Here is a 23205-nt window from a genome sequence, read left to right as displayed (position 1 = left end):
TGTAACGTCGAATTAAGACACCGCTTCGTAGCGAATATCTTGCAGATTGAAACCCAAATCGATGTCTGTTTTGAGTGCTGAAACGAGCTTACATACGCGAGCCGATTCAATATGCTCATCGAATTAGGTACTCGAAACTCGTTATCAAGAACTGCACGACAGCAAAACACAGTTGATGACATCCGTTGAAACTAAAGTGGCAAAAGTCGATACCGAAATCGATGCAAAAGTAGAAGCCGCTCTAGTAAAACAAACAGAAGAACATCAAAAAGAGCTCCAAGATCTAGCGAAGCAGTCTTCGGTTTTAGAGAAAGCGAACTACTCGTTAGAGCAGCAGCTAAACGAACAGAAGCAAACGTTAGAGCAAACTCAGCAAGACAACCAGAAACTTAATCGTCAGGCTGACATGCAATCGACCTTGTTTGAGCGTTCGCGTGAAGTTTTCCGAAAAGAATTACAGATCTCTCAAGAACTTGAAAAGCTTGAGAAAGAAAAAAATGAACTTGAACAGAACCTTGGTTCTCTAAAGAAAGCGTGCGACGTTTTCTTAGATGGCACATCATGGGATGCTAAATCTGACGCGTGTGAGAAGCAGGATAACGCGAACTCTCGCCTGAGTGATATCAGACAAATGATTGAAGTCCACACCATGGATCTTAAGCAGATCAAAACGCTCACTGAAGAGATGGGTCTATAAGCCACAGGCTTTAATCAACCCAAAGATAGTTTACGGTAAATATTGAAACGCCCACATCACACACGTGATGTGGGCGTTTTGCGTTCTCTCGGGAGCATAGATCCGGCGCTTTCTCATTATTGATTATTTGAGTGTTTTCATTGTTTGCTTAGATATTTGTGAATAGTTACGTATATCCACAACGATATGTTACTTGTTGTCTATTAAATGACTTTGCATACATATTTTCAGATCAGAGTCGCTGCATAATAGTGCTGTTCAGGATGAACACGCAGTCGATTGCTAGCTCGCATTTGGCTGCTTTGACGACAAGGGATGAAGTGATGCCAGAGTATCTTTGTGAGAACTGCACCATAGCTTATTGTTTCGATGATTGTTGTTCGCCATTAGCGCAAAAAGATATGATCGAAGTAGAAGAATTAGTTCGTCGTGTTGACGTTGAACACGATTGTGAAAAGAGTGAAAAGGGCGAAAAGAGTGAGCAAGGCATTGAGGATAGCAACTCGCCTAATCATTCAGGCATAAAAAATCCCCACAAGCAAAGCTAGTAGGGATTTGGATAAGTTGCAGTCCTGTTCTCGCTTTCTCAAGCAAAGGGTCTTACAAAAATTTTTAGAACAGTCTCGTTTATTAGAACTGTATCGTTATGAGACCTAAATTAGTTATTAGATCAACATCATTCCACTAAACGTTATTTATCGTAAGTTTTGATTTCACCTGATTTCACACGAGCAACAAATGATTGCAGTTCTTTCTTCACAACAGGCATTAGGAAGTACAAACCAAGAATGTTGAAGATAGACATCGCAAAGATAGCCGCATCAGAGAAGTCGATTACCGCGCCAAACTGAATCGTCGCACCAATAACAACAAACACACAGAACATCACTTTAAAAATCAGTTCCGTTGTTTTGCCTTCACCAAATAGGTAAGTCCAAGCCTTAAGACCGTAGTACGACCAAGAAATCATCGTCGAGAACGCAAACATGATTACCGCGAGAGCAAGTGTGTATTTAAATACTTCTGCCGTTTCAGTAAACGATGCAGCAGTAAGCGTTACACCCGTTAAACCTGTTCCATCATATGGACCTACGTTTAAGCCAGCGATAGTGATGACCAATGCCGTCATTGTACAAATGATTACCGTATCAACGAATGGTTCTAGTAGTGATACAAGACCTTCAGTGATTGGTTCTTTTGTTTTTACTGCTGAGTGAGCAATTGCTGCTGAACCTACACCTGCTTCGTTTGAGAATGTTGCACGTTTTAGACCTTGAATTAGGGCTCCAATGAATCCACCAACCACACCTTCACCGGTAAATGCACCTGTAAAGATTGCGCTGAACGCAGGGCCAACTTGATCAAGATTAGAACCGATAACAATCAGAGCCATACCGATATACAGAGCAGCCATCCAAGGAACAACTTTTTCTGTTACAGACGCAATAGAAGGCATACCGCCAACGATAACGGAAAACACTAAGGTAGCGAGTACAAACCCTGTGATGACACCGTATTCACTTGGTACATCGAATGCGTAAGTTAACATGGCATGTGCTTGGTTAGCTTGGAACATGTTACCGCCGCCCAACGCACCTAAAATACACATTAACGCAAAACCAATTGCAAGGGCTTTACCTAGTCCACCTAGTCCTCTTTCGCTCAGACCTTGGCTTAGGTAGTACATTGGACCACCCGAAACGACACCTGAAGGTAAGATAGTTCGGTATTTTACACCTAAAGTACACTCACAGAATTTAGACGCCATACCCAGAAGACCACACAAGATCATCCAGAATGTCGCACCAGGGCCACCAATTGCAAGTGCAGCACCAACCCCGGCAATATTACCAAGTCCGACAGTACCAGAAAGCGCAGTTGTTAACGCTTGAAAGTGAGAAACTTCGCCATCCTCTTTGGAGTTAGGGTCGGTATACTTTCCTTTGATAATGTCTATGGCCATGCCAACACGTTTAAATTGAACAAAGCCAAAATAAACAGTAAAGATAATCGCGGCGAGCAATAGCCAGCCAACAATGATTGGGAAGTTTGCTTCACCAAGTGGAACACTTTTAAATATTAATCCAACGAACCAACCTGTGTAGTCATTGAAAAAACCATCAACACTTTGGCTCAAGTTACTGATACTTTGACTAAATGATCCTTCTTCTGCAAATGCACTGGAACTAAACAATAATATAAACCCAAAAAATAATTCACGTAAGTTTTTCATGGTTTTCCCTGTCTTTTTATTAAATTATGTTTGCTGCTGTTGTGTTTGTTTTTTATTTGATTTTTTACATTTCAGTGATTTATCTACTTCATTCGACGGCAACATAAACGGCTGTAGCTAGGTCGAAAAACGAAATAAATATAAGTACTGATCTTGCTTTGTATGGATATCCTTTTGGTAGGTGAACCAATAAGACTATGGTATTCGGTCTACCAAGCCCTACTGATAATCCTATACATAAAAATAATACCCTCAAAGAAATTTTTACAATAAATTTACAATTGTTCGGGTTTTGTCATTGTTTTGGAATAAGTCGATGCTTTTTAGGTTGCAAAAGGCATATGCAGTAGCGGTTATAGCGACGGGCTAAGGTGAAGTATAGTGCGGGATCACAGGGAAGTCGGCGAGTTTGAATATTCGATATGTGCTTGTGAAGTGTTTAAACAATCGATGGCTGAAGATAGAATCAGGCCAGAGGGCATTAAAAAGGCCCTTTGTCAGAGCCATTTTTAATGATTTACGATGAACATGAACATGAGGCTTAGCGTTTAGAGACTAGAGTTAAACCGAGCCAGTGATACGTTTACTCGACTTGTGGTAAAGCTTAAGTGCTAATAACGAACCCCATAAAGCGACCTGTCCCCATAGTAATGTCCATTGAGATGCCACTTCTTGCCAAGATGCACCCATCTGATTAAGCGCTAAGAAACCTTGGATAGCTGGTGTGCTTGGGAATAACTGTGACAGCAGTACTAACCATTCAGGCATCATCTCAACAGGCCAGATAAAACCTGAAGAGAAGATCAGCGGCATTGAACTGATTAACACCACAACCGTGACTAACTCTCTTCTTGGCACTAGCTCACCAATAAAAATCCCGATCAAACAACTGGCCAATAAGAAGGGCAGCAGTAAGGTCAAAATTTGTGTCGTTGAGGCGAGCAAATTTATTCCATACATCGAAAAGCTCGCGCCGAAGTAGTACATCGACAACAAGTAATAAATGCCAACTAAGGTACAGCAGCGAGCAAGCATCAGTTTCGCCGGAGAGGTCTTACTCCAATAGCCAAACGTAGATTGAGCGTTTTGGGTTGCCCCAACTAAACCAGAAGCCATGGCTAAGGTTTGTTGCAGGATCAACACAAAGACGGCTGGAACTACGTAATCGATGTATCCCATGCGGCTATTGAACGTTGGTTTTAGGTTCAAGCTAAACGCGCTGTAGCCTTTGGCTGCCGATTCTAAAGGCACTCCTTCGACTAACAAGTGACTGACCTTAACTTGCGCAGCTAACGTGCCACCTGCCTTGGCAAGCCCTTCAACTATGGTTCCGTACACTAAGAAGTAAGAAGCATCGCCAGCGTAAGAAAGCGTCGGGCTCTTACCGAGCAGTAAGTCTTTATAGAAGTCTTCTGGAATGACGAGGAACCCACCGATCTCTTGGTTAAGCACGGCTTGTTTTGCATCAGCGATGCTGGAGTCTCGACGTACCAACTCGATTTGAGAAGTGGCATCCACCATTCGTTCTAATTGGTAGCTGCTTTGACTCTTATCCAAGTTTACTACCGAAGCTTTAAGCTGTTGAGGAACTTGGTGCGCGTAAGGCAATGGATACAAGAATGAATAGAAGACCACACCACCAAATACCGTAAGAAGTACAACAGGGTTACGCAGTACCGCTAAGAGTTCTTGCTTGAGCAATTGAGTAAAGCTCATCGTTTTACTCCTTGTGGTGCTGATTGTTCAGATTTCTCTTGCTGTGTTGAAGGTGTTGAAGGTGTTGAAGGTGTTGAAGGTGTTGAAGGCGTCGCTTTTGCAGATAGAGCAGCTTGGGCTGTTAGATCCGTTTGTGCAGACAGAGCCGATTGCGCCAAGTGTTTCTTAATCAACAACATCACCACAAAAGCAGGAATCGCATACCACAACATTGAGTAGAGGCTGATAAGCGACTGTGCCGCACTTGCGCCATAACTTGACTGTGCTGTTTGTACTTCGATGTAGTGACTCACGGGCAATAAGCTTCTCCAGATTTGCGCTGCTGTGTTCATGTCGGTTACTGGAAAGGTAATCCCCATGAACGCAAAGCTTGGTGCTGTAAAGGCGCCAGCGAAACTCATCGCCCTTGCAGGATCAAGCGTTAAGAAGAAAAACAAACAACCCATGATGATACAACTGATGACGGTAAGCAGTTGGGCGACGGTCAGTGCCACAAAACTGCCGTTAAACGGCCAGTCTAAGAGGACATAGAACCAAAAGCTAAAGGCGATACCAAACATCAAAAATAAGACAAGGTAGGGCGTTAATGTTGATGTTAGTGACTTCATCGGGGCGTTGGATAACCAAGCATCAAGGCCACGAGCTCTAACGTTCGCCGTCAAAACCAATATCGTGCCCACCACAATCATGATCTGCCATAGTGCAGGAATAACCGCAGACACCAAGAACTGAGCATAACTGGTGTTCTTGTTGAACAGTGGCGTGATCTGGCTTTGCACTGTTACTGCTTGACCTAATGCGGATTGCACCGTGGTATCACCGTGTGATAACTGCTTAACGACCTCAAGTTGCGCGTTAAAAGTCCCCTGAGCCTGCAACAACGCGGAATTCACTAGCTTACCTATCAAGATAAATTGGCTGTTGTAGAACACAGACACTTGCGGATTCAATCCGAGCAGAAGGTCTCGGTCAAAATGCCTTGGTATCACAACATAACCGTATATATCGCGTTCAATCATCGCTTTCGCCGCTTCACTCGCCGAGCTGTACTTCTGAGTGACTTGCAGCGTTGGTGACGCATCAACAAGGCGTGTGAACTGCTGCGAAATTTGGCTGTGTTCCAAGTCAACAACCGCAACCGGTAAGTCACGAGCAATCCCTTGCGAAAAAATAAGCCAAATACTGGCAGCAAGAAGCAAAGGTATCCAAGTTAGGCAAGACAACAACCATTTGTCTTTGCGGACAATCGCCCACTGTCTAAGCAAGGTATTCTTCGCTCTATGATGCTCAGTTGATTGCGAGCCTCTAGATTGTGAGCCTGTAGATTGCGAGGCTGTAGATCGCGAGCCTATCGATCGAAAGTTAGCAGACATACGTCACCTAAAGCTCAACCACAAGGCTCATGCCCATACGCAGTGTTTCGCTAGTATTAACAGGGTGCGCTTCTACTTCAAAAGTACGTAAATCGAAGCCTTGTGCTGCGTCTGTTGAACGCCAAGTCGCGAAATCACCCATTACGGCGATGTGAGTCACTTGGAAAGTTAATGATTTATCTAGAGCCGGTAGGTACGCTTCAAACTGGCTGCCTTTCTCGAAATGCTTAAGCATGTCTTCACGCACATTAAGTACTGCCCATGCATCCTTGGTGTCGATAACAGTCACAACAGGGAAGCCTTGTGGTGCGAGTTCACCGCTGCTCAATAGAACCTGAGACACTTCGCCATTAAACCAACTGTGGATCTGCGTGTCTTTTGCGTAAGCTTCAACTTCCGCCACCGCACCTGCCGCCATTAATGCTTTTTGAGCGGCTGCCACTTTGGTTTCGTCACGAGCGCCTTCTCGTGCCAATTGATACATTTGGAACGCAGCGCTTTCCGTGTACTTCGCTGCTTGCCACTGTGTTTTGGCTTCATCGCGTTTTTGCTCGGCAACCACACCATCGTTGTAAAGGTTGTTTACACGTTGGTAGGTTTTCTCCATAAGATCGGCTGCCGCTTTTGCTTTCAACCACTGGTCTTTAGCGGCTTGGATTTGCTGAGTACGGGCACCATTCTCTGCTTGTTTTGCTAATGCGCCAGCCGCTTTTTGACCTGCTTTTGCTTGTTCTAGCTTCGCGTCAATCTCAGGGCTAAGAAGAGAAAAGATCAATTCGCCTTTTTCAACCGAATCACCTTTACGCACGAATATTTCATCAATTCTGCCAGGTACTTTCGATGAGATGCTGTATTGCTGCGCATCGATTTGACCTTGAAGCTTAACCGGCTGAGGTTGATAAGCTTGGTAAAAACTGTATCCGACCCAGCCAATAACGCCGATACCAACTAAAGATAGAAGAAGGGGCTTAATAGGTTTCATGAATTATCCTTTTGACTGGCTATCGGTGTCTGTTTTTGAGTCGAAGTCAGACGGAACAGAAGAGGTTAAGTAACTCGAGTAAGCATTCATTTCGCTGGTTAGCGCTAATAGCTTGTTCAGAGAGATTAGGTATTTGAATCGCGCAGCAGATTGCTGGGTTTTGATGCTCGCAAGGTAGAGCTCTGCATCAACCACTTCTAGCGAGTTCGAAAGTCCTTGAGTGAAGGCTTTTTTACGGAGTAATAGGTTTTCTTGAGCCAAAGCCAAGCTTGAGTTCAGGCCTTGAACCTCTTCAATTGCTTGGTTTGCTTCAAGGTAAGTCTTCTGTACCAACACGGTTAAGTCTTGCTTAGCTTGCGACTTCAGGAATTGAACCTGTGAGACAGCACTGTGAGCGGCGGCTACTTTGTCTGAACGGCCAGAAGTATCAAGTAGCGGCACATTCACACCAATGCCAACTAACCAATCGGGTTTCATTTCACTGGCGAGAGAGTCATCTTCATACAGGCTGTAGTCACCGTAAAGGTATACCTCTGGATAGTATTTACCTTTCTCTGCCTTAATTAAGCTGCTTGCTTGTTTCTCTTTTGCATCAAGAATCTTAAGGCCGGGATAGGTCATGAGTGTTTGGTCAATGAACACATCCATATGAGGCAGGTTCTTATTGATAAACAGTTGCTCTGATGGTTCGACACTTTGGCTCTGGCCAAGGATCTGAGTCAGCGCTAATTGAGCAATCTTAAGATCGTTTTGAGCTTTAGTTCGCTCGACAACCGCTTTGTCTAGTGACGCATCCGCTTGCAAGCGTTCTACTCGTGCGATTTGCCCTTGTTGTTCAAGCTTGATGGCGAAATCACGATGCTGAGTTAAGCCAGCTTCAACGGCTTGACGCGTTTTCACGACGTCTTCCGCTAAGATCACCGAGAAGTAATATTTACTTAAGTCTTCGTAGCGAGCTTGTCTTTCCATCAACAGCTGGCTTTGCGCTTCTTCGCTTTTACCTTCAGCTGCATTTTGCGCAGCGGTAATTCGCCCGCCAGTGAAGATAGGCCAAACCGCGCGAATGGAAGAGCTAAAGATGTCTTGCTCGGTAATCGTTGAGGTAACGCCACCCAATTGAGCTAATAAGGGAGCAAATGCTGGATCTACGCCGCTTAAGCTATCGCCGAACTGTTCACCATTAATCGTCACATCACTATCAAGGTGCGTGTAGTTAGCCCCTAAGGTAATAGAAGGAAGATTGAGGCTGCTTGTTGAGTTCTGAAGGTGTTGATAACGTTCAACGTTGGCTTGTTGAGCCGCAAGTGAGTTGTTGTTTTCTTGTAATATTTGCCACGCTTCAGAAAAAGTGAGCGGGGCAGCATAGCCTGGCGAAGTCATGGTGCCGAGAAGCATACTGGCGATCGCAAGGTATCGAAATTTTGGTTTGGTCATCTGCATTAAATACCAATTAGAGTATTAACTCTAATATTAACAGGGCAATAGTCATTTGTCTTGATTAGATTCTCTCACACTTGGAGAAAGTCTCATAACTCGTTAACCAAGTGTAAATAGGATTGAGTGATGAAGATATCAGAGATAAATGAAACTTAAAAAGCACGCATAAGCGTGCTTTTTAAGTTCAGTATAGAAGCGTTTTTACAAAATGAAGCGGCTTATTTAAAGCCAGGACAATGGTGATCGGCGCGCCACACCAATTGTCTTGAACCTTGCATTGTTTGTAATAAATCTCTGCCCGACATTTGCGGGAACGCTAACAATACCTTGAGATCGAGAGGGGAGGTACCGTCTTTCTCATAGGCTCTTACGTGAGTAAAAGTCGATTGCAAGTGTTTGAACAGCATGGTCTTAGTAAGACAAATTCCAAAATTATCGCGTTTCATTGCCTGGTTTCCTTTTCAACAATGTTTATACGTTATGTTTTTAATCCTGTTTCTATTGGACGTTGCCACTGATCGATACTTCCTGCTCATCAATGTTTTATTATTGGGCGCTGCTTTATCAGGCACCTCTGAGTTGTCATGCTGGCCTATAGTGTAAATAGAGATGTATGAATGAGGTTAGGTTGATAACCTGTTTGTTCAACAATCCTAGCGGCGAGCGTGCAACGTTTCGTTATAGATACGTCCAGTGAGCGAAGAGTTGTTGTCTTTTTGTTAACCGAAATTTCGATTTAAAGCATAGTCTGCAAATCATGACTGATGGCTTGGCAACAATAAACTTCTTCATATGCAACTATTATAATTGTATTTATTTTAAACAACCTAAAAAACACCTAAAAGCTTAGTGATCTAGCTCAATATTTATTCGTTTATTTTGATTTTTAAGCTAATCCGTTCTAAAAGCGAACGATTAATCGAGGTGAACAACGTAAAGGATTATCAATTAATAATCTGCTCAATTATTTAGTTGAGTAACAGTCACAAATTCGCGTATGTAGAAAGGTCATCTAATTAACTTGGTGTTAACATTGCTCGTCTAACACTAGGGACGGTGGAATATGAAATGGAGTAGTATCAGCTTCCGTAAAAGGCTGCTGATTATCATGACGGTCACTGGTCTTGTTGAACTTTTGATACTTTCAGCGGCTGGGTTTTATTATATCAAACAATCTCAAGAACAAGAGATGGGTTTGAAAGCGTTAGGTGTTGCTGAATTTCTGTCTGAATCGCCACTTGTCACCAGCATTATTCAAGAAAATGGAACGATGGACCCTAATGGCGCTCCCTACGTTCTGTCTGAAGAAACTCAAGTTAAATTTCGAAACCTTACCCAGCTCATTGGCGCGGCGTTTATCGTTGTGGGAGATGATAAAGGTATCCGCCTGATTCACCCTTATGATGACCGGCTTGGTAAACCCATGCGCGGTGGTGATAACCAAAAAGCATTGGTGTTGGGTGAATCTTATGTGTCGACGGCCAAAGGATCACTTGGTTTTTCTGTCCGTGGTAAATCCGCGGTTAAAGACCCGCAAGGCACTGTCATTGGCGTGGTGTCGGTTGGCTACTTGTTGGACTCGTTACAAGACAGAATTGAACCTTACTTAGCCTTTTTGATTGTGATGGCATTGCTGGTGGTTGCGGTCAACGCTTTGATTTCAAGCTATGTGTCTCGTCGCTTTCAACGCGCTATTTTAGGCTTTGAACCCGAAGAGATCGGCCGACTGTATGTCGAGTTAGATGTGACTATGAGTACCGTGAAAGAAGGTATTCTGAGCATCGATAAGCACGGAATTTTACGTTCTATTAATAAGAGTGCCTGCGATATTTTGTCTATCGATAGAGAGTCTGCACTCAACCAACAGCGCCTTTCAGATGTATTGGCCGGCAGTGATTTAGAGCAACTGTTATCCACTGGTGAAACCGACCACGACGTCGAGCTGTACCTGAACAATAAGCGAATCGTTGCCAACCGCAGCCCGATTATAGTGGCAGGTGAGGTGGTCGGGGCGGTATCCAGTTTCCGATTACGAGATGAAATCAACGATTTAACAGACCAACTCTCACAAACCAAAGAGTATGCAGATCTACTCCGTTCACAAACCCATGAGCATCAAAACAAGCTCAACACCATTAGTGGCTTGATCCAGATGGGCGAGTTGGATTCAGTACAACAGCTGATTGGCCAAGAAACAGCGCACTATCAAAGCTTGATCGAGTTCTTGCGTGAAACCGTTAAAGACCCGCTCATTGCAGGCATGCTCTTGGGGAAAACGGAGCGTGCAAGAGAAATAGGTTTAGAGCTCAAAGTCGAAGAAGGCTCAAGGCTTGAAGCATTGCCTAGCTGGCTGAACGCGGATGACGTTGTCACAATTCTGGGCAACCTGATTGATAACGCCTTTGATGCCACTATGACGGCTATTAAGCAAGAGGGTCAAATTACTCCAGCGCGTCGAGTTATTGAAGTTTCAATCAGTGATTTTGGTAATGAAATTATCGTAGAAGTAGAAGACAAAGGGTGTGGTTTGCCTAAAGATTTGGCGACGAAAGCACTCACCGAAAAAGGCGTATCAAGCAAAGCGAAACAGAATCGCGGCGTCGGTTTGTATTTGATAAAGCAATTGGCAGACCGATATCAAGGACAGCTTGAAATGGTCGACAACCACGATTTTGGTACGCGAATGACGGTTTATCTGCCAAAAGAAGCACAATAATAATTAAGCGCGAAGTGATCGAGTGAAGATCATCGTGACGGAAAAAACATGGTTAAAGGAAGAACATAAATGAGCGCAATCACGAGAGTCATGGTCATTGAAGATGATATTGCGATTGCAGAGCTACACCATCGTTATTTAGAACAGATGGGTGGCTTTGATGTGGTGGGGATTGCGACCACGCAGTCTGAAGCGTTAATGCAATTAGACATATTAAAGCCTGACTTGGTTTTATTGGATGTGTATCTGCCGGATGGATGCGGGCTTGATATTTTGAACCACGTTCGTGGTAGTAATCAGGGTTGTGATGTGATTTTGATTACTGCTGCGCGAGACGTCGATACCTTGCAACAGGCAATGCGCGGTGGAGTCGTGGACTATCTGCTGAAACCTGTGATGTTTCCTCGCTTAGAAGCGGCGCTGAAAAAATATCAATCGCAGCTGCAAGAGTTTGAAAGTGTGTCTGATTTGAACCAAGGTTTGGTCGATAAGATGCTGCAAGCCAACGCGAAAGCGGACTCAGGAAAAGTGTCAACCTTACCCAAAGGGATTGATGGCGTAACGCTTGATAAAATTAGAGCCATTTTTCAACAAGCCGACATTGCTGATATTACAGCAGATGAAGCAGGTGAACGTATTGGAGCAAGCCGAACCACCGCTCGACGCTATTTGGAATTTCTAATCACGACTGGCGAGTTAGTGGCCGACTTAAATTACGGGTCAGTAGGCCGCCCAGAACGCTGCTACAACAAAACTAGAAGATAGATTTAGCGACAACAAGTCACCAAGACAAACGCGATGCTATCAAATAAATATAAAGCCAGTTGAATAGGCTGGTTTTGCCTTTCTCTCCATTTCCTATTATTCACTCCACCGACCAGATACCGTTCTTTCTTGACTACAATGTTTGAGAATACCGATTTGCTTCACTCTCGGGCTCGGCGAACTGAGCTATCGATTAGAATTTGTTCGAAATGAGTCAATATTTAATCGATTGCTTTCACAGTGGTTGATGTAAATCAAATACTCATAGACAATACTGTCCCGAATAGAGGTGATAGCTTTCACCCTCGTTTACCAAACGCATTCTCAAGTGTAATAGGCACTCGCTATTGATGTAATAGCCAAGGCCTATTATCTATTTTCGTATGTCGCTGATACCTTTGGCGAATACTAAAAACCTTGTTTTTATAGGAAAGATGATGGTAATACCTGAAAACAGCAGCATCGTTATTTTTGGTGCATCGGGAGATCTAACTTACCGCAAGTTAATTCCTGCTTTGTACCACCTGTATGCTAGCAATCAACTACCAAAATCCTTTGCGATTCTTGGAGTGAGCCGTACTGAGTACAGCGATGAGTCTTACCGTGAGAAGCTGAAGAAGTCTCTTCAGGAAATGGAAAAAACTGAGCCAGAGACGCTGAATGCATTTATTGAACATCTGCATTACCAAGCGATCAACACTTCAGATGTAGACGACTACGCTCGTTTAGCACAACGTCTAGACAAGCTTGAGCAAGACTATCAATTCGAAAACCATAACACATTGTTTTACTTGGCAACCCCGCCAAGCCTATACGGTGTGATTCCAGCAAACCTTGCTGCGCATGGTCTGAACGATGAAAAGAACGGCTGGCGTCGTCTGATCATCGAGAAACCATTTGGTTACGACTTAGCATCAGCTCAAGCGTTAGATGAAGAGATCCATCATCACTTCCAAGAACACCAGATCTACCGTATCGACCATTACCTTGGTAAAGAGACGGTTCAAAACCTTCTAGTGCTTCGTTTCTCAAACGCGATGTTTGAACCACTGTGGAACCGTAACTTCATTGAATACGTTGAAATCACAGGTGCTGAGTTCCTTGGCGTTGAAGAGCGTGGCGGATACTACGACGGTTCTGGTGCAGTTCGTGACATGTTCCAAAATCACTTGCTACAAGTATTAGCAATGGTTGGCATGGAACCGCCTGCACAAATCAATGCGGATTCAATTCGTGACGAAGTGGTTAAAGTACTTCAGTGTCTGAAACCACTGGAAGAAGACGACCTGCGTAAAGATTTGGTTCTAGGTCAATACACAGCGTCAGATGTTCGTGGTCAGCACTTGCCTGGTTACCGCGAAGAGCATGGTGTCGCAGACGACTCTCGTACTGAAACGTACATTGGTCTTAAAGCACACATCAACAACTGGCGTTGGAATGGGGTTCCTTTCTACGTACGTACGGGTAAACGCTTACCAACGCGCGTAACGGAAATCGTGATTCACTTTAAGAACACACCTCATCCAGTATTTGGTCAAGATGCACCAGAGAACAAACTGATTATCCGTATCCAACCGGATGAAGGTATTCAGATGAGCTTTGGTTTGAAAGAGCCGGGTGCAGGCTTCAAAGCAAAAGAAGTGAAAATGAACTTCTCTTACTCTGACTTGCCTGAAACTCAAATGCTGACGGCTTATGAGCGTCTTCTTCTTGATGCGCTGAACGGTGATGCGACTCTGTTTGCACGTACCGATGCAGTAGAAGCATGTTGGAAGTACGTTCAACCGATCTTAGATCTCAAACAAGACCCTCAAGCACTGTTTGGCTATGCTTGTGGTACTTGGGGCCCGCAAGAAGCCGATGAGCTTCTGCAGCGTGATGGCCGCGCATGGCGTTTCCCATGCAAAAACTTAACAGACACGGATTACTGCGAACTATGATCAATCACAAGATCTTTGCAACGCCTGAACTGGTCGTTGAAAACCTAGCAAATGAAATGAAAGCATACAGCGAGCAGGGTAAACCTGTTCACATTTCATTGTCGGGTGGCAGCACGCCAAAAATGCTTTTCAAGCTTTTAGCTCAAGCACCATACGCAGAAGGCATTCAATGGAATAACCTTCATTTTTGGTGGGGCGACGAACGTTGCGTGGCACCAGACGATGCGGAAAGCAACTACGGTGAAGCAAACGCACTGCTGTTTACTCAAGTCAATCTTCCTGTTGAAAACATCCACCGCATCCGTGGTGAAGATGAGCCTAAAGCAGAAGCAGAACGTTTCGCGAAAGAAATGGCAGACGTGATTCCAACTGAAAACGGCACGCCTGTATTCGATTGGATCCTGCTAGGTGTTGGCGCAGACGGCCACACAGCTTCACTATTCCCGGGTGCAACTGACTACCAAGATGAGAACCTATCTGTATTAGCTTCTCACCCAGAGTCGGGCCAGATCCGTGTTTCTAAAACAGCGAGAGTTTTAGAAGCAGCAAAACGAATCAGCTACCTAGTACTGGGTGCAGGTAAAGTTGAGATCGTTAAAGAAATTCATACAACTCCTGCTTCAGAACTGCCTTACCCGGCAGCGAAAATCCAGTCTAAAACTGGCGAAACAGAGTGGTTCCTAGATTCAAATGCAGCAAGTGCTATCGCATAAGTGCGAATAGCCGCAAGGAGATAAAATAATGAAAGGTGATATCGGTGTAATTGGCCTAGCAGTAATGGGTCAGAACCTTATCCTAAACATGAACGACCACGGCTTCAAAGTTGTGGCTCACAACCGTACTGCTGCTAAGGTAGACGAGTTCCTAGAAGGCCCAGCTAAGGGTACTAACATTGTTGGTGCTTACTCTCTAGAAGAGCTAGTTGAGAAACTAGAAGCGCCACGTAAAGTGATGCTTATGGTTCGTGCTGGTGATGTTGTAGATACGTTCATCGACAAGCTTGTACCACTTCTAGACAAAGGCGACATCATCATTGATGGTGGTAACACTAACTTCCCAGACACAAACCGTCGTGTTGCTGCTCTTCGCGAGAAAGGCATCCACTTCATCGGTACGGGTGTTTCTGGTGGTGAAGAAGGTGCTCGTTTCGGTCCTTCTATCATGCCAGGCGGTTCTCCTGAAGCTTGGGAAGCGGTTAAGCCTATCTTCCAAGGTATCTCTGCGAAAACTGACGCAGGTGAGCCTTGTTGTGATTGGGTTGGTAACGACGGTGCTGGTCACTTCGTTAAGATGGTTCACAATGGCATCGAATACGGTGACATGCAGCTTATCACTGAAGCATACCAGTTCATGAAAGATGGCTTAGGTATGAACCACGACGAAATGCAGGCTGTATTTGCTGACTGGAACAAAACTGAGCTAGACAGCTACCTAGTAGAAATCACTGCTGACATCCTTGGCTACAAAGATGAAGACGGTGAAGCGCTAGTTGAGAAGATCCTAGACACTGCTGGCCAAAAAGGTACAGGCAAATGGACAGGTATCAACGCACTAGACATGGGTATCCCACTGACTCTAATCACTGAGTCTGTATTCTCTCGTTGCCTATCTGCACTTAAAGACCAACGTGTTGAAGCTGAAAAACTGTTCGGTAAGACTGTTGCTCCAGTTGAAGGCGACAAGCAAGAGTGGGTTGATGCAATCCGTCAGGCTCTACTTGCTTCTAAGATCATCTCTTACGCTCAAGGTTTCATGCTAATGCGTGAAGCGTCGAACGAAAACGGCTGGGATCTAAACTACGGTAACGTTGCTCTTATGTGGCGTGGCGGTTGTATCATCCGTTCTGCATTCCTAGGCAACATTCGTGATGCTTACGAAGCGAACCCAGAGATCGCTTTCCTAGGTTCAGATGCATATTTCAAAGGCATCCTAGACAACTGCATGGGCGCTTGGCGTAAAGTTGCAGCTAAGTCTATGGAATCTGGTATCCCAATGCCATGTATGACTTCTGCACTGACGTTCCTAGACGGCTACACTACAGCTCGTCTTCCAGCGAACCTTCTACAAGCTCAACGTGACTACTTCGGTGCTCACACTTACGAGCGTACTGACCGTCCACGTGGTGAATTCTTCCACACAAACTGGACTGGTACAGGCGGCGACACTGCTTCTACAACTTACGACGTATAATCGTTAGTTAGAATCAGTAAAGAACACGTTCGTTCTTTCAGCTGAAAACTAGAAAACAAAAGGATGCCAATTGGCATCCTTTTTTGTTGGTTCGCGTTCTCTTACTTAGGCCTGAATAACAAAGGTGCCATAGTTTAAGCTGTCATTAAATGCGGCTGAGCATCGTCATTGTATTGCTCCCGAATGGCCATAAAGCCGTCTAGGTTCTGTTTAAGAGCCACGACACACTCTGGGTCGAACATTGAACCGTTCTGCGCTTCTATGTATTCCATCACTTCATCGAGTGACCACGCGTGCTTATAAGCTCTTTTGCTCATCAGCGCATCGAATACATCGGCTAATGTCACTATTCGAGCCTCTAGTGGTATCGTTGTGTTACTCAAAGCATCAGGCAATCCAGAGCCGTCAAACCGTTCATGATGGTGGCGCACAATATTCTTTATGAATTGAATCTCTTCGCTGCACATCGAGCTGTGGTGGGAAAGGGCAACCACGTCATCAATCATCTCTTCGCCATACAAGGTGTGATTGTTCATGATGTTTCTTTCTTCTTCATTGAAACGCGCGCTACTGAATAGCACCTTATCTGGAATTCGATACTTTCCGATGTCGTGAAAGGGCGCATACAACCGAATTCGATGAATGAATTGATGGGTAATTTCTCTTTTGGTGTGCGACAGAGTTCGAGCAATTTGTTCACTGTATTTACCCATGCGAATTAGGTGTTCTTTGGTTTCTGGATCTCGAGCATGACCCATATTTAAAGCGATCGCTAAAGAAGATTGAAAGTGACGCTGGCGCTCAAACCACTGAACGAAAAGGCTAGAGATGACTTGAGTGAGATAGGCGATATCACACTGAATAGTTTGGTTAGCAAAAAATCCTGTCGATGAAGCATTGATAAACACAAACCCAAGATTACTTTCTTGATGATGAATCGGTGTTGTATAACTGCTTTGATGACCGAGATCGAGTAGGTGAGATATTTGTTTAGTTGAGCTAATGGTGGTGAGGTCGTTGATGATCCGGGTATCTAAAGACTCAGCCATGCGCGACAAAGCCGATTCTGGCGTAAGTTCTTGCTCGACATGGCGATGTTCGGCTTCTTGGCACAGAGTGTCCGAAACAAAGTAATTCGACGCTCTATTCTCGTTGCATAGCACAACCGAGAGCCTAGACAGAATGGGGTAATGTTCGCGAGCTAGCCGAAAGAGATCATCAACGATGGCGATAATGTCTTTATCTTGGGCGGCTACTCTGCTGATTTGGGAGTAGTCAAACATGGTCAAAGCCAACCTTTATTTATAGTTATATCATTGTTTAATATCATTATTAGTAGGTTTCTATACCACTTCTAACATAGCACCTTACTGTTAATTAGCAACACTGCGTTCTAATAAGTTTAAATTCCATTGGTAAAGTAGGGATATTTCATTCTTCTATCATGGTTTTTGTTAACTTAAGCGAGTTTGGTGGATCTCTAGAGAGACCCTTTTGAGTAGGGTGCGGCTGTATTACACGCAACATCAGGATGGTAAGTGACCATTTTAAAATTAAATTGAAAGATAAATAGGATAACGAGCATGCTTTATGCCATCATAAAGGCATAGATAAGGGCAATGGATGATATGCCCAAATGATTGAGCTAGATATGGTCAGTGATGACGGTGTTCTAGGGTATATTCAAGGCTTTTAGTTGCCTTGGAAAAGGTAAAGATATGACTGAAGAAGAAAGAATCGAACTGCAACAAAACAACCCACTGCACGGCTTAAAGCTAGATACTATGATCACTGAATTAGTGGATCATTATGGTTGGGAAATTTTGGATGCAGCAATGCGCATGAACTGCTTTAACACTAAGCCAACGGTGGCAAGTGCTGTTAAATATCTGAAGAAGACTGAATGGGCTCGTGAGAAGGTTGAAAACTTCTACCTTTACCGTTTCAAGCGTATGCCTAAAGCATCTGATATTGAATACCAAATGCCTCCGCGTTCACGTACATTCCGTCACGGGTTAGAGCCTCGTGAGCCAATGGAATTGACGGTTGAATCGATTCTAGCATCACAAGCTAAAGCAGCGTCTGCATTTAAAGAGCGCCGCGGCGGCAACGGTCGTAACTTTCGTCGTTAATAGAAATGCGTCGCTAGTAAAAGGGCGTCGTTAATAGAAATACGTCGCTAGTAATAGGGCGTCGTTAGTTTTAACGTCTTTATGTAAAGGCGTAAGTTGAACATCGTCAGATAGCCAAAGCCTTGACTGCAAAATACAAAAGGAGCCTAAGCGCTCCTTTTTTAATGCGTGTCGCTTAGTCGTTCGTCTTAAGCTTCGCGGTTCTTTCTTTGATTCTTCCAAAGGTCAACGACATAAACAATGGCGCTGATCAGTAAGAATAGCGCTGACACAGAAAACAGAGCGGGCATTTTTAGAATCCACGCGAATGTGGCAGCAAGAAAAGCGACAAAGCAAATGAGTCGACTTGATGACATGACATGACCGAGTTTAATGTTCATAACGCCTCCTAATGAAGTCTCACTTTCGACAGGAGAATTATCCCACCTTTGGCAAAATAAAGGCTAAAAAACAGTCTAAATTGTTATCAAATTTGCTAATTGAAGGACTCGCCTCACACATTTTGCTTTGGCTATTTTATAAGCAATAAAATAGCGAAATCGGTATGAGAAGGGTGGAGTCTTTTTGCTTTATCTTTCCAGTTGCAAGCCTTATTAAACCGAACGTCTAATTAGCATAGAAAAAGTAAGCGGTGATCAAAAAGCTCGCGATGATCACTGTGGTACGAACATATTGTTGAGGGATGCGGCGAGAGATTTTTGCTGAATAATAACCACCAACCAATGTCCCAAACAAAACGGCCATGCCTGACGGCCAATCAATCGAACCATTCACAACAAAGAACACGATTGCCGCGAGTGATGCACACGCAGACACGAGCAGTTTGATGCCATTCATTACGTTGATGTTGGTGTAACCAGCCAGAGCTAAGTAACTCAACGTTACTATCCCCAAACCTGCGTTAAAGTAACCACCATAGATACACACGATCAAAAGCAATACAGCTGAAAAGAATACCCCTGCGCTGGTGGCGTGCTTATGTTTTGCTGTTGCTTGCTTAAGCCATTTATTGAGAGTGCCACCAAACGTGAAAAGCAAAGCAGCAAATAGCAGTAGCCAAGGAACGGATTGAGTGAACAGGGCTTCTGGTGTGTGCAGCAGTAGAAATGCTCCGATGCCACCACCAATTACACACAAACCAATGGTCAGTTTTAGCTGCTTAGTACCAGATTGAATTTCGTGGCGTAGCGCGTAGGCTCCGCTAATGTAGCCAGCGCATGAAGCAAAGGTATTGGTCGCGTTGGCTGCAATTGGTGGAACTCCAGCGAACAAGAGCGCAGGGAAGGTGATGAAGCTACCGCCACCCGCAATTGAATTAAGTACACCGCCAATCACTCCCGATAAGAATAGAATCAACCAATCCATAGTTTTGAATCCAATGCGTTAAATGATCGTTTACCTTACTTGATTTCGTTACGAATATCAGTGTCATGTGTGTTGTAAAGGTAGGTTTGTGAGTTTGCTACCATCTTTAACCGTTGGTTCAAATTGAGCACCTAATTGAAAAAAGGAGCCAATGGCTCCTTTCGTTGAGGTTTCGTTGAATTGGTAGAGTTTTACACTTCTACTGGTTTCGATTTAAAGCTTCTAAATAGTTTGACTAAGATTGGGCTAGATAGTACCAGCACAGCCAGAATAGTGAACGTCATCGTGATTGGTCGTTCCCATAGGAAGCTCAGCTCGCCATCGCTGATCATCAATGCACGTCGTAGGTTCTCTTCCATTAATCCACCAAGGATAAAACCTAGGAGTAATGGGGCAAGTGGGAAGTTAGCTAACCTCAGCGCAATCGCAACCATAGCAACAATGAGCATTACAAAAACATCCATCGTGTTGAAAGACACCAAGTACACGCCTGTGATTGAGAAGAAGATAATCATTGGCAGTAGTACCGTTCTTGGTACCGCGAGCAGTTTAGAGATGTAAGGGATTAAAGGCAGATTCAAGATAACCAGTACGATGTTACCAAAGTACATCGAGATAATTACTGACCAAAATACATCTGGGTGTTCAACGAACAAGCGAGGGCCCGGCTGAATACCGTATGCGATTAGGGCGCCAAGCATGATTGCGGTAGTACCAGAGCCGGGAATCCCAAGCGTCAGTAGCGGAACGAATGAACCACTCGAAGCTGCGTTGTTTGCAGATTCAGGAGCAACAAGACCACGAATACTGCCTTTACCAAACTCTTTCTGTTTGTCTTTTGGCGCAAGGCTACGTTCCATACCGTAACTTAGGAATGCCGCAATAGTGGCTCCTGCGCCCGGTAGAACACCGGTAAAGAAACCGAGAATAGAAGAGCGAATCGAAACTGGCGCCACTTCTTTGAACTCTTCTTTGGTAATTTTCATGCTACCAATATCAGCCATCTTTTGGCTTTCTTCGCCGCTAGTGTCTTTCTCCGGTTTCAAAATACCCATTAAAGTCTCACCTAAAGCGAAGGTTGCCATAGCAAGAAGTAGGAAACTAAAGCCATCCATCAGGTCTGTTAGACCAAACGTGAAACGCTCAACACCAACGCCTTTGTCGATGCCAACAGTAGACAGCATCAAACCAAGAATGGTCATCATCCATGCCTTGATTACCTGACCTGGGCCCGCAAACGCCGCTACTGCCGATAAACCTAACAACATCAATGCGAAGTAGTCTGAAGACTGGAAGCTCAATGACACGCTGGCTAAAGCCGGAGCCGCAATCAAAAGCATGATTGCCGAAAGTGTGCCACCAGTGAAAGAAGAGTAAGCCGCGAGTGCAAGTGCTTTACCCGCTTGGCCTTTTTGTGCCATCGGGTAGCCATCGAATGCGGTTACTACCGTTGAAGAACAACCTGGAGCGTTGATTAATATTGATGACGTCGAGCCACCAAATACAGCGCCGTAGTACACACCAGCCATCAAGATTAGGCCAGAAGAAGGGTCTAGGCCGTATGTAATCGGGATCATCAACGCGATTGCTGAAATTGGACCGAGTCCCGGTAGCATCCCAATAAAGGTACCAACAAAGCAGCCAACAATTACCATCATGATGTTCATTGGCATCACGGCGGTCGAAAGTCCTTGTAAAATTCCGTCTAACATAATGTTATCCCTACCAAAGAGTGAAGATTAAACCAGGCTCTAGGTAGATATCTAAGCCTTGAGTTAATAAAAGAAAGAACGCGATAACGAAAGGAAACGACGCGCCAAATAAGACAGCTTTGCGGCGCTCACCCAGTAGGTAAAAGCCTGCAAGTAAGAAGAAGCTGGTTGCTAAAACAAAGCCAAGATAAGTCAGCCCAACACCGTACAGAGCCATTAACACCAAGAAGCCAATAAGCAGTTTCCAGTTCAATGGCGTAGTGTCGCATGTGACTTTTTTATCTGGCTGTCCGGTTATAAGCAGGATCAACGAAAGGCCAATGCCGATAAACGTTAGCAGGATAGGTAAGGTTCTTGCTGTGAAGGGTTCGTACTCGTCACCGGGGAACAAAGGAATCAGCGTGGTTTGGTAGCCATAGCATAAACACGCAAGCATAAAGAGCATGGCTCCGATGCGATCCTTCGAAAGCAAAGATTCCTTACTCAGAAATTTGGTTGGTAAGTCCGACATATCCAACTCCATTTGGGGTGGTATAAAAAGTAAAAAAGCCGTACATGAGCGAGTTAATGAAATGTCTGGGATCACTAACCAAAGGTAAGCGAATTACGGTACTGGTTTATCAGCCACTTGCGTTTACAACGAATCGGCAAGCGTTAGTAATACGTCTACGAATAAACAAAGGAGTTTGAAGTTAACTCATGCACGGCGAAACAAGGAAAGAGTAAGAGGGCACATAGGCCCTCTATGGTTGTTGGTTATTTCAAGAAACCAAGCTCACGCATTAGGTCGCCCATCTGTTTTTCTTGATCTTCTAGGAAGGCGTAAAAATCTTTGTCAGCTTTGTAGTTGTCGATCCAACCGTTACGGTCACGAACCACTTGCCACTCATCGGTTTTGTACATTTTGCCAAGTGCTACATTCCACTCGTCGATCTTCGCTTGGCTTGTGCCAGGTGCCGCAAAGAAACCACGCCAGTTAGCGAATACGGTTTCGTTGCCGTACTCAGTCAGTGTTGGGATGTTAGGTGCAGCGTCAAGACGCTTTGGCGCCGTCACAGCAAGCACTTTTACTTGGCCAGATTTAGACATCTCTAGCACTTCACCAAGGCCAGTAGAAAGCAGCTGTGTTTCGCCAGAAAGCAGTGCTGCCATCGCTTTACCGCCAGCATCGTAGGCAATGTAACGCACTTTTTTAGCATCAAAACCTTCGCCTTTGAACGCTGCCGCAACCACAAGGTGGTCCATGCTGCCACGAGCTGAGCCACCAGCAATTTTCACTTTACGTGGGTTGCTTTCGAACTCTTTAACGACGTCTTCCCAAGTGTTGTACTTAGAATCCGCAGACGCGACGATTGCACCGTAATCGGCAATGGTTGCTGCTACAGGAGTTAGGTCACGGAAAGATTGTGGGAAGATCCCCGTTAGTGAACGAACAACGATAGGCGTTGAGTTCACCATTAGCGTGTCTTCTTGGCGTTGAGCCGTTTCGATTAGGTGAGCAATCGCTTTACCGCCACCACCACCAGAAAGGTTTTGGAAAGAGACATTTTCTACGATGTCTGATTTCACCAATACATCACCCGTACCACGAGCTGTCATATCCCAACCGCCACCAGCGCCGCCAGGGATTAGGAAGTGGATTTTTTCTACGTCAGCAGCAAAAGTGTTGAAAGAAAAGGTTGCTGCGATAATAGAAGCCGCAAGAGTAGGTTTCAGTGCCTTGAACATGGTTCACGTTCCTTATGTAGGGGATCTCTTCAATGGAGAGAAACTTATGTTTTATTTCCAGCTACTAAACAGATGAGTAGGATATTGCTTAGTAGATGACGTTAAAGTTAACGGTGTGTTAACGAAATGTCTGTAATGCGGCGATATTGAGAATAAAGAACATTGGATTAATATTGTTCATAAAGTTCACGGGGAGGTGGCTGTAGGATTCTTCTAGCA

General features: G+C 44.5%; 19 protein-coding genes and 2 pseudogenes. 8 read left to right on the top strand and 13 right to left on the bottom strand.

Annotated elements, in window-relative coordinates:
* Positions 1 to 12: 12 nt before the first annotated feature.
* A pseudogene (locus tag H5300_RS02515) lies at positions 13 to 123 on the bottom strand (flap endonuclease Xni); the annotation flags it as partial.
* A 4-nt stretch (positions 124 to 127) separates the two neighbouring features.
* Here H5300_RS02515 and H5300_RS02510 point away from each other — a divergent pair.
* Together H5300_RS02510 and H5300_RS02505 are read left to right on the top strand one after the other, a co-directional pair.
* A pseudogene (locus tag H5300_RS02510) lies at positions 128 to 697 on the top strand (chromosome partitioning protein ParA); the annotation flags it as partial.
* A gap of 323 nt (positions 698 to 1020) precedes the next feature.
* A complete protein-coding gene (locus tag H5300_RS02505) occupies positions 1021 to 1245 on the top strand; it encodes a hypothetical protein (RefSeq protein ID WP_004733575.1) in 225 nt (74 codons plus the stop codon).
* Between the two features lie 143 nt (positions 1246 to 1388).
* Here H5300_RS02505 and H5300_RS02500 read toward each other — a convergent pair whose 3' ends face one another.
* From H5300_RS02500 to H5300_RS02475, 6 genes are all read right to left on the bottom strand, one after another.
* Positions 1389 to 2930, bottom strand: coding sequence for a sodium:alanine symporter family protein (locus H5300_RS02500; RefSeq protein WP_182795344.1), 1542 nt, complete (start codon positions 2928 to 2930; stop codon positions 1389 to 1391).
* A 561-nt stretch (positions 2931 to 3491) separates the two neighbouring features.
* On the bottom strand, positions 3492 to 4646 hold the full coding sequence (locus H5300_RS02495) for an ABC transporter permease (RefSeq protein WP_004733578.1): 1155 nt from the start codon (positions 4644 to 4646) through the stop codon (positions 3492 to 3494).
* Positions 4643 to 6019: an ABC transporter permease gene (locus H5300_RS02490; protein ID WP_182795343.1), complete on the bottom strand. Its 1377-nt coding sequence runs from the start codon at positions 6017 to 6019 to the stop codon at positions 4643 to 4645. The genes H5300_RS02495 and H5300_RS02490 overlap by 4 nt, the downstream gene beginning before the upstream one ends.
* A 7-nt stretch (positions 6020 to 6026) precedes the next feature.
* Entirely contained in the window at positions 6027 to 7001 is a 975-nt protein-coding gene (locus H5300_RS02485) for an HlyD family secretion protein (protein ID WP_182795342.1), read from the bottom strand.
* A 3-nt stretch (positions 7002 to 7004) separates the two neighbouring features.
* A complete protein-coding gene (locus H5300_RS02480; protein ID WP_151418036.1) occupies positions 7005 to 8441 on the bottom strand; it encodes a TolC family protein in 1437 nt (478 codons plus the stop codon).
* A 215-nt stretch (positions 8442 to 8656) separates the two neighbouring features.
* Positions 8657 to 8884 (bottom strand): hypothetical protein, encoded by a 228-nt coding sequence (locus H5300_RS02475; protein ID WP_004733582.1) that lies wholly within the window; start codon positions 8882 to 8884, stop codon positions 8657 to 8659.
* A gap of 662 nt (positions 8885 to 9546) precedes the next feature.
* Between H5300_RS02475 and H5300_RS02470 the strand changes: the two genes are divergently transcribed.
* The 5 genes from H5300_RS02470 (at position 9547) to gnd (ending at position 16049) form a co-directional block, all read left to right on the top strand.
* A complete protein-coding gene (locus H5300_RS02470) occupies positions 9547 to 11154 on the top strand; it encodes a sensor histidine kinase (RefSeq protein WP_181257525.1) in 1608 nt (535 codons plus the stop codon).
* A 69-nt stretch (positions 11155 to 11223) separates the two neighbouring features.
* Positions 11224 to 11919: a response regulator gene (locus H5300_RS02465; RefSeq protein ID WP_182795341.1), complete on the top strand. Its 696-nt coding sequence runs from the start codon at positions 11224 to 11226 to the stop codon at positions 11917 to 11919.
* A 437-nt stretch (positions 11920 to 12356) separates the two neighbouring features.
* On the top strand, positions 12357 to 13859 hold the full coding sequence (gene zwf, locus H5300_RS02460) for a glucose-6-phosphate dehydrogenase (RefSeq protein WP_004733585.1): 1503 nt from the start codon (positions 12357 to 12359) through the stop codon (positions 13857 to 13859).
* On the top strand, positions 13856 to 14572 hold the full coding sequence (gene pgl / locus H5300_RS02455) for a 6-phosphogluconolactonase (protein WP_182795345.1): 717 nt from the start codon (positions 13856 to 13858) through the stop codon (positions 14570 to 14572). The genes zwf and pgl overlap by 4 nt, the downstream gene beginning before the upstream one ends.
* A 28-nt stretch (positions 14573 to 14600) precedes the next feature.
* On the top strand, positions 14601 to 16049 hold the full coding sequence (gene gnd, locus H5300_RS02450; RefSeq protein ID WP_004733587.1) for a decarboxylating NADP(+)-dependent phosphogluconate dehydrogenase: 1449 nt from the start codon (positions 14601 to 14603) through the stop codon (positions 16047 to 16049).
* A 134-nt stretch (positions 16050 to 16183) separates the two neighbouring features.
* On the opposite strand, the gene H5300_RS02445 is transcribed toward gnd, so the two are convergent.
* Entirely contained in the window at positions 16184 to 17344 is a 1161-nt protein-coding gene (locus H5300_RS02445) for an HD-GYP domain-containing protein (protein ID WP_102442481.1), read from the bottom strand.
* Between the two features lie 423 nt (positions 17345 to 17767).
* Here H5300_RS02445 and H5300_RS02440 point away from each other — a divergent pair, with 423 nt between their 5' ends.
* The gene (locus tag H5300_RS02440; RefSeq protein ID WP_004733589.1) at positions 17768 to 18181 is read left to right on the top strand and encodes a VF530 family DNA-binding protein; all 414 of its coding nucleotides are present in this window, start codon (positions 17768 to 17770) and stop codon (positions 18179 to 18181) included.
* Positions 18182 to 18369: 188 nt separating this feature from the next.
* On the opposite strand, the gene H5300_RS02435 is transcribed toward H5300_RS02440, so the two are convergent.
* From H5300_RS02435 to H5300_RS02415, 5 genes are all read right to left on the bottom strand, one after another.
* Positions 18370 to 18561 (bottom strand): hypothetical protein, encoded by a 192-nt coding sequence (locus H5300_RS02435; protein WP_004733590.1) that lies wholly within the window; start codon positions 18559 to 18561, stop codon positions 18370 to 18372.
* 226 nt (positions 18562 to 18787) lie between these two features.
* Positions 18788 to 19546: a sulfite exporter TauE/SafE family protein gene (locus tag H5300_RS02430; protein ID WP_102442482.1), complete on the bottom strand. Its 759-nt coding sequence runs from the start codon at positions 19544 to 19546 to the stop codon at positions 18788 to 18790.
* 191 nt (positions 19547 to 19737) lie between these two features.
* Entirely contained in the window at positions 19738 to 21258 is a 1521-nt protein-coding gene (locus H5300_RS02425; RefSeq protein ID WP_004733593.1) for a tripartite tricarboxylate transporter permease, read from the bottom strand.
* Between the two features lie 10 nt (positions 21259 to 21268).
* The gene (locus H5300_RS02420) at positions 21269 to 21769 is read right to left on the bottom strand and encodes a tripartite tricarboxylate transporter TctB family protein (protein WP_004733594.1); all 501 of its coding nucleotides are present in this window, start codon (positions 21767 to 21769) and stop codon (positions 21269 to 21271) included.
* A gap of 245 nt (positions 21770 to 22014) precedes the next feature.
* Entirely contained in the window at positions 22015 to 22986 is a 972-nt protein-coding gene (locus H5300_RS02415; RefSeq protein WP_009846588.1) for a tripartite tricarboxylate transporter substrate binding protein, read from the bottom strand.
* Positions 22987 to 23205 lie beyond the last annotated feature (219 nt).

It is taken from the genome of Vibrio sp. SG41-7 (genome assembly GCF_014164465.1).
Taxonomy (GTDB): domain Bacteria; phylum Pseudomonadota; class Gammaproteobacteria; order Enterobacterales; family Vibrionaceae; genus Vibrio; species Vibrio splendidus.
The sequence above is the reverse complement of the archived record's forward strand: the minus strand, read 5'-3'. Positions and strand labels throughout refer to the sequence as shown.

Excerpts from the sequence above, each read along its gene's own strand:
- H5300_RS02505 (WP_004733575.1), top strand. The coding sequence starts at position 1,021 with ATGCCAGAGTATCTTTGTGAGAACTGCACCATAGCTTATTGTTTCGAT.
- H5300_RS02500 (WP_182795344.1), bottom strand. The coding sequence starts at position 2,930 with ATGAAAAACTTACGTGAATTATTTTTTGGGTTTATATTATTGTTTAGT.
- H5300_RS02495 (WP_004733578.1), bottom strand. The coding sequence starts at position 4,646 with ATGAGCTTTACTCAATTGCTCAAGCAAGAACTCTTAGCGGTACTGCGT.
- H5300_RS02490 (WP_182795343.1), bottom strand. The coding sequence starts at position 6,019 with ATGTCTGCTAACTTTCGATCGATAGGCTCGCGATCTACAGCCTCGCAA.
- H5300_RS02485 (WP_182795342.1), bottom strand. The coding sequence starts at position 7,001 with ATGAAACCTATTAAGCCCCTTCTTCTATCTTTAGTTGGTATCGGCGTT.
- H5300_RS02480 (WP_151418036.1), bottom strand. The coding sequence starts at position 8,441 with ATGCAGATGACCAAACCAAAATTTCGATACCTTGCGATCGCCAGTATG.
- H5300_RS02475 (WP_004733582.1), bottom strand. The coding sequence starts at position 8,884 with ATGAAACGCGATAATTTTGGAATTTGTCTTACTAAGACCATGCTGTTC.
- H5300_RS02470 (WP_181257525.1), top strand. The coding sequence starts at position 9,547 with ATGACGGTCACTGGTCTTGTTGAACTTTTGATACTTTCAGCGGCTGGG.
- H5300_RS02465 (WP_182795341.1), top strand. The coding sequence starts at position 11,224 with ATGAGCGCAATCACGAGAGTCATGGTCATTGAAGATGATATTGCGATT.
- zwf (WP_004733585.1), top strand. The coding sequence starts at position 12,357 with ATGGTAATACCTGAAAACAGCAGCATCGTTATTTTTGGTGCATCGGGA.
- pgl (WP_182795345.1), top strand. The coding sequence starts at position 13,856 with ATGATCAATCACAAGATCTTTGCAACGCCTGAACTGGTCGTTGAAAAC.
- gnd (WP_004733587.1), top strand. The coding sequence starts at position 14,601 with ATGAAAGGTGATATCGGTGTAATTGGCCTAGCAGTAATGGGTCAGAAC.
- H5300_RS02440 (WP_004733589.1), top strand. The coding sequence starts at position 17,768 with ATGACTGAAGAAGAAAGAATCGAACTGCAACAAAACAACCCACTGCAC.
- H5300_RS02435 (WP_004733590.1), bottom strand. The coding sequence starts at position 18,561 with ATGAACATTAAACTCGGTCATGTCATGTCATCAAGTCGACTCATTTGC.
- H5300_RS02430 (WP_102442482.1), bottom strand. The coding sequence starts at position 19,546 with ATGGATTGGTTGATTCTATTCTTATCGGGAGTGATTGGCGGTGTACTT.
- H5300_RS02425 (WP_004733593.1), bottom strand. The coding sequence starts at position 21,258 with ATGTTAGACGGAATTTTACAAGGACTTTCGACCGCCGTGATGCCAATG.
- H5300_RS02420 (WP_004733594.1), bottom strand. The coding sequence starts at position 21,769 with ATGTCGGACTTACCAACCAAATTTCTGAGTAAGGAATCTTTGCTTTCG.
- H5300_RS02415 (WP_009846588.1), bottom strand. The coding sequence starts at position 22,986 with ATGTTCAAGGCACTGAAACCTACTCTTGCGGCTTCTATTATCGCAGCA.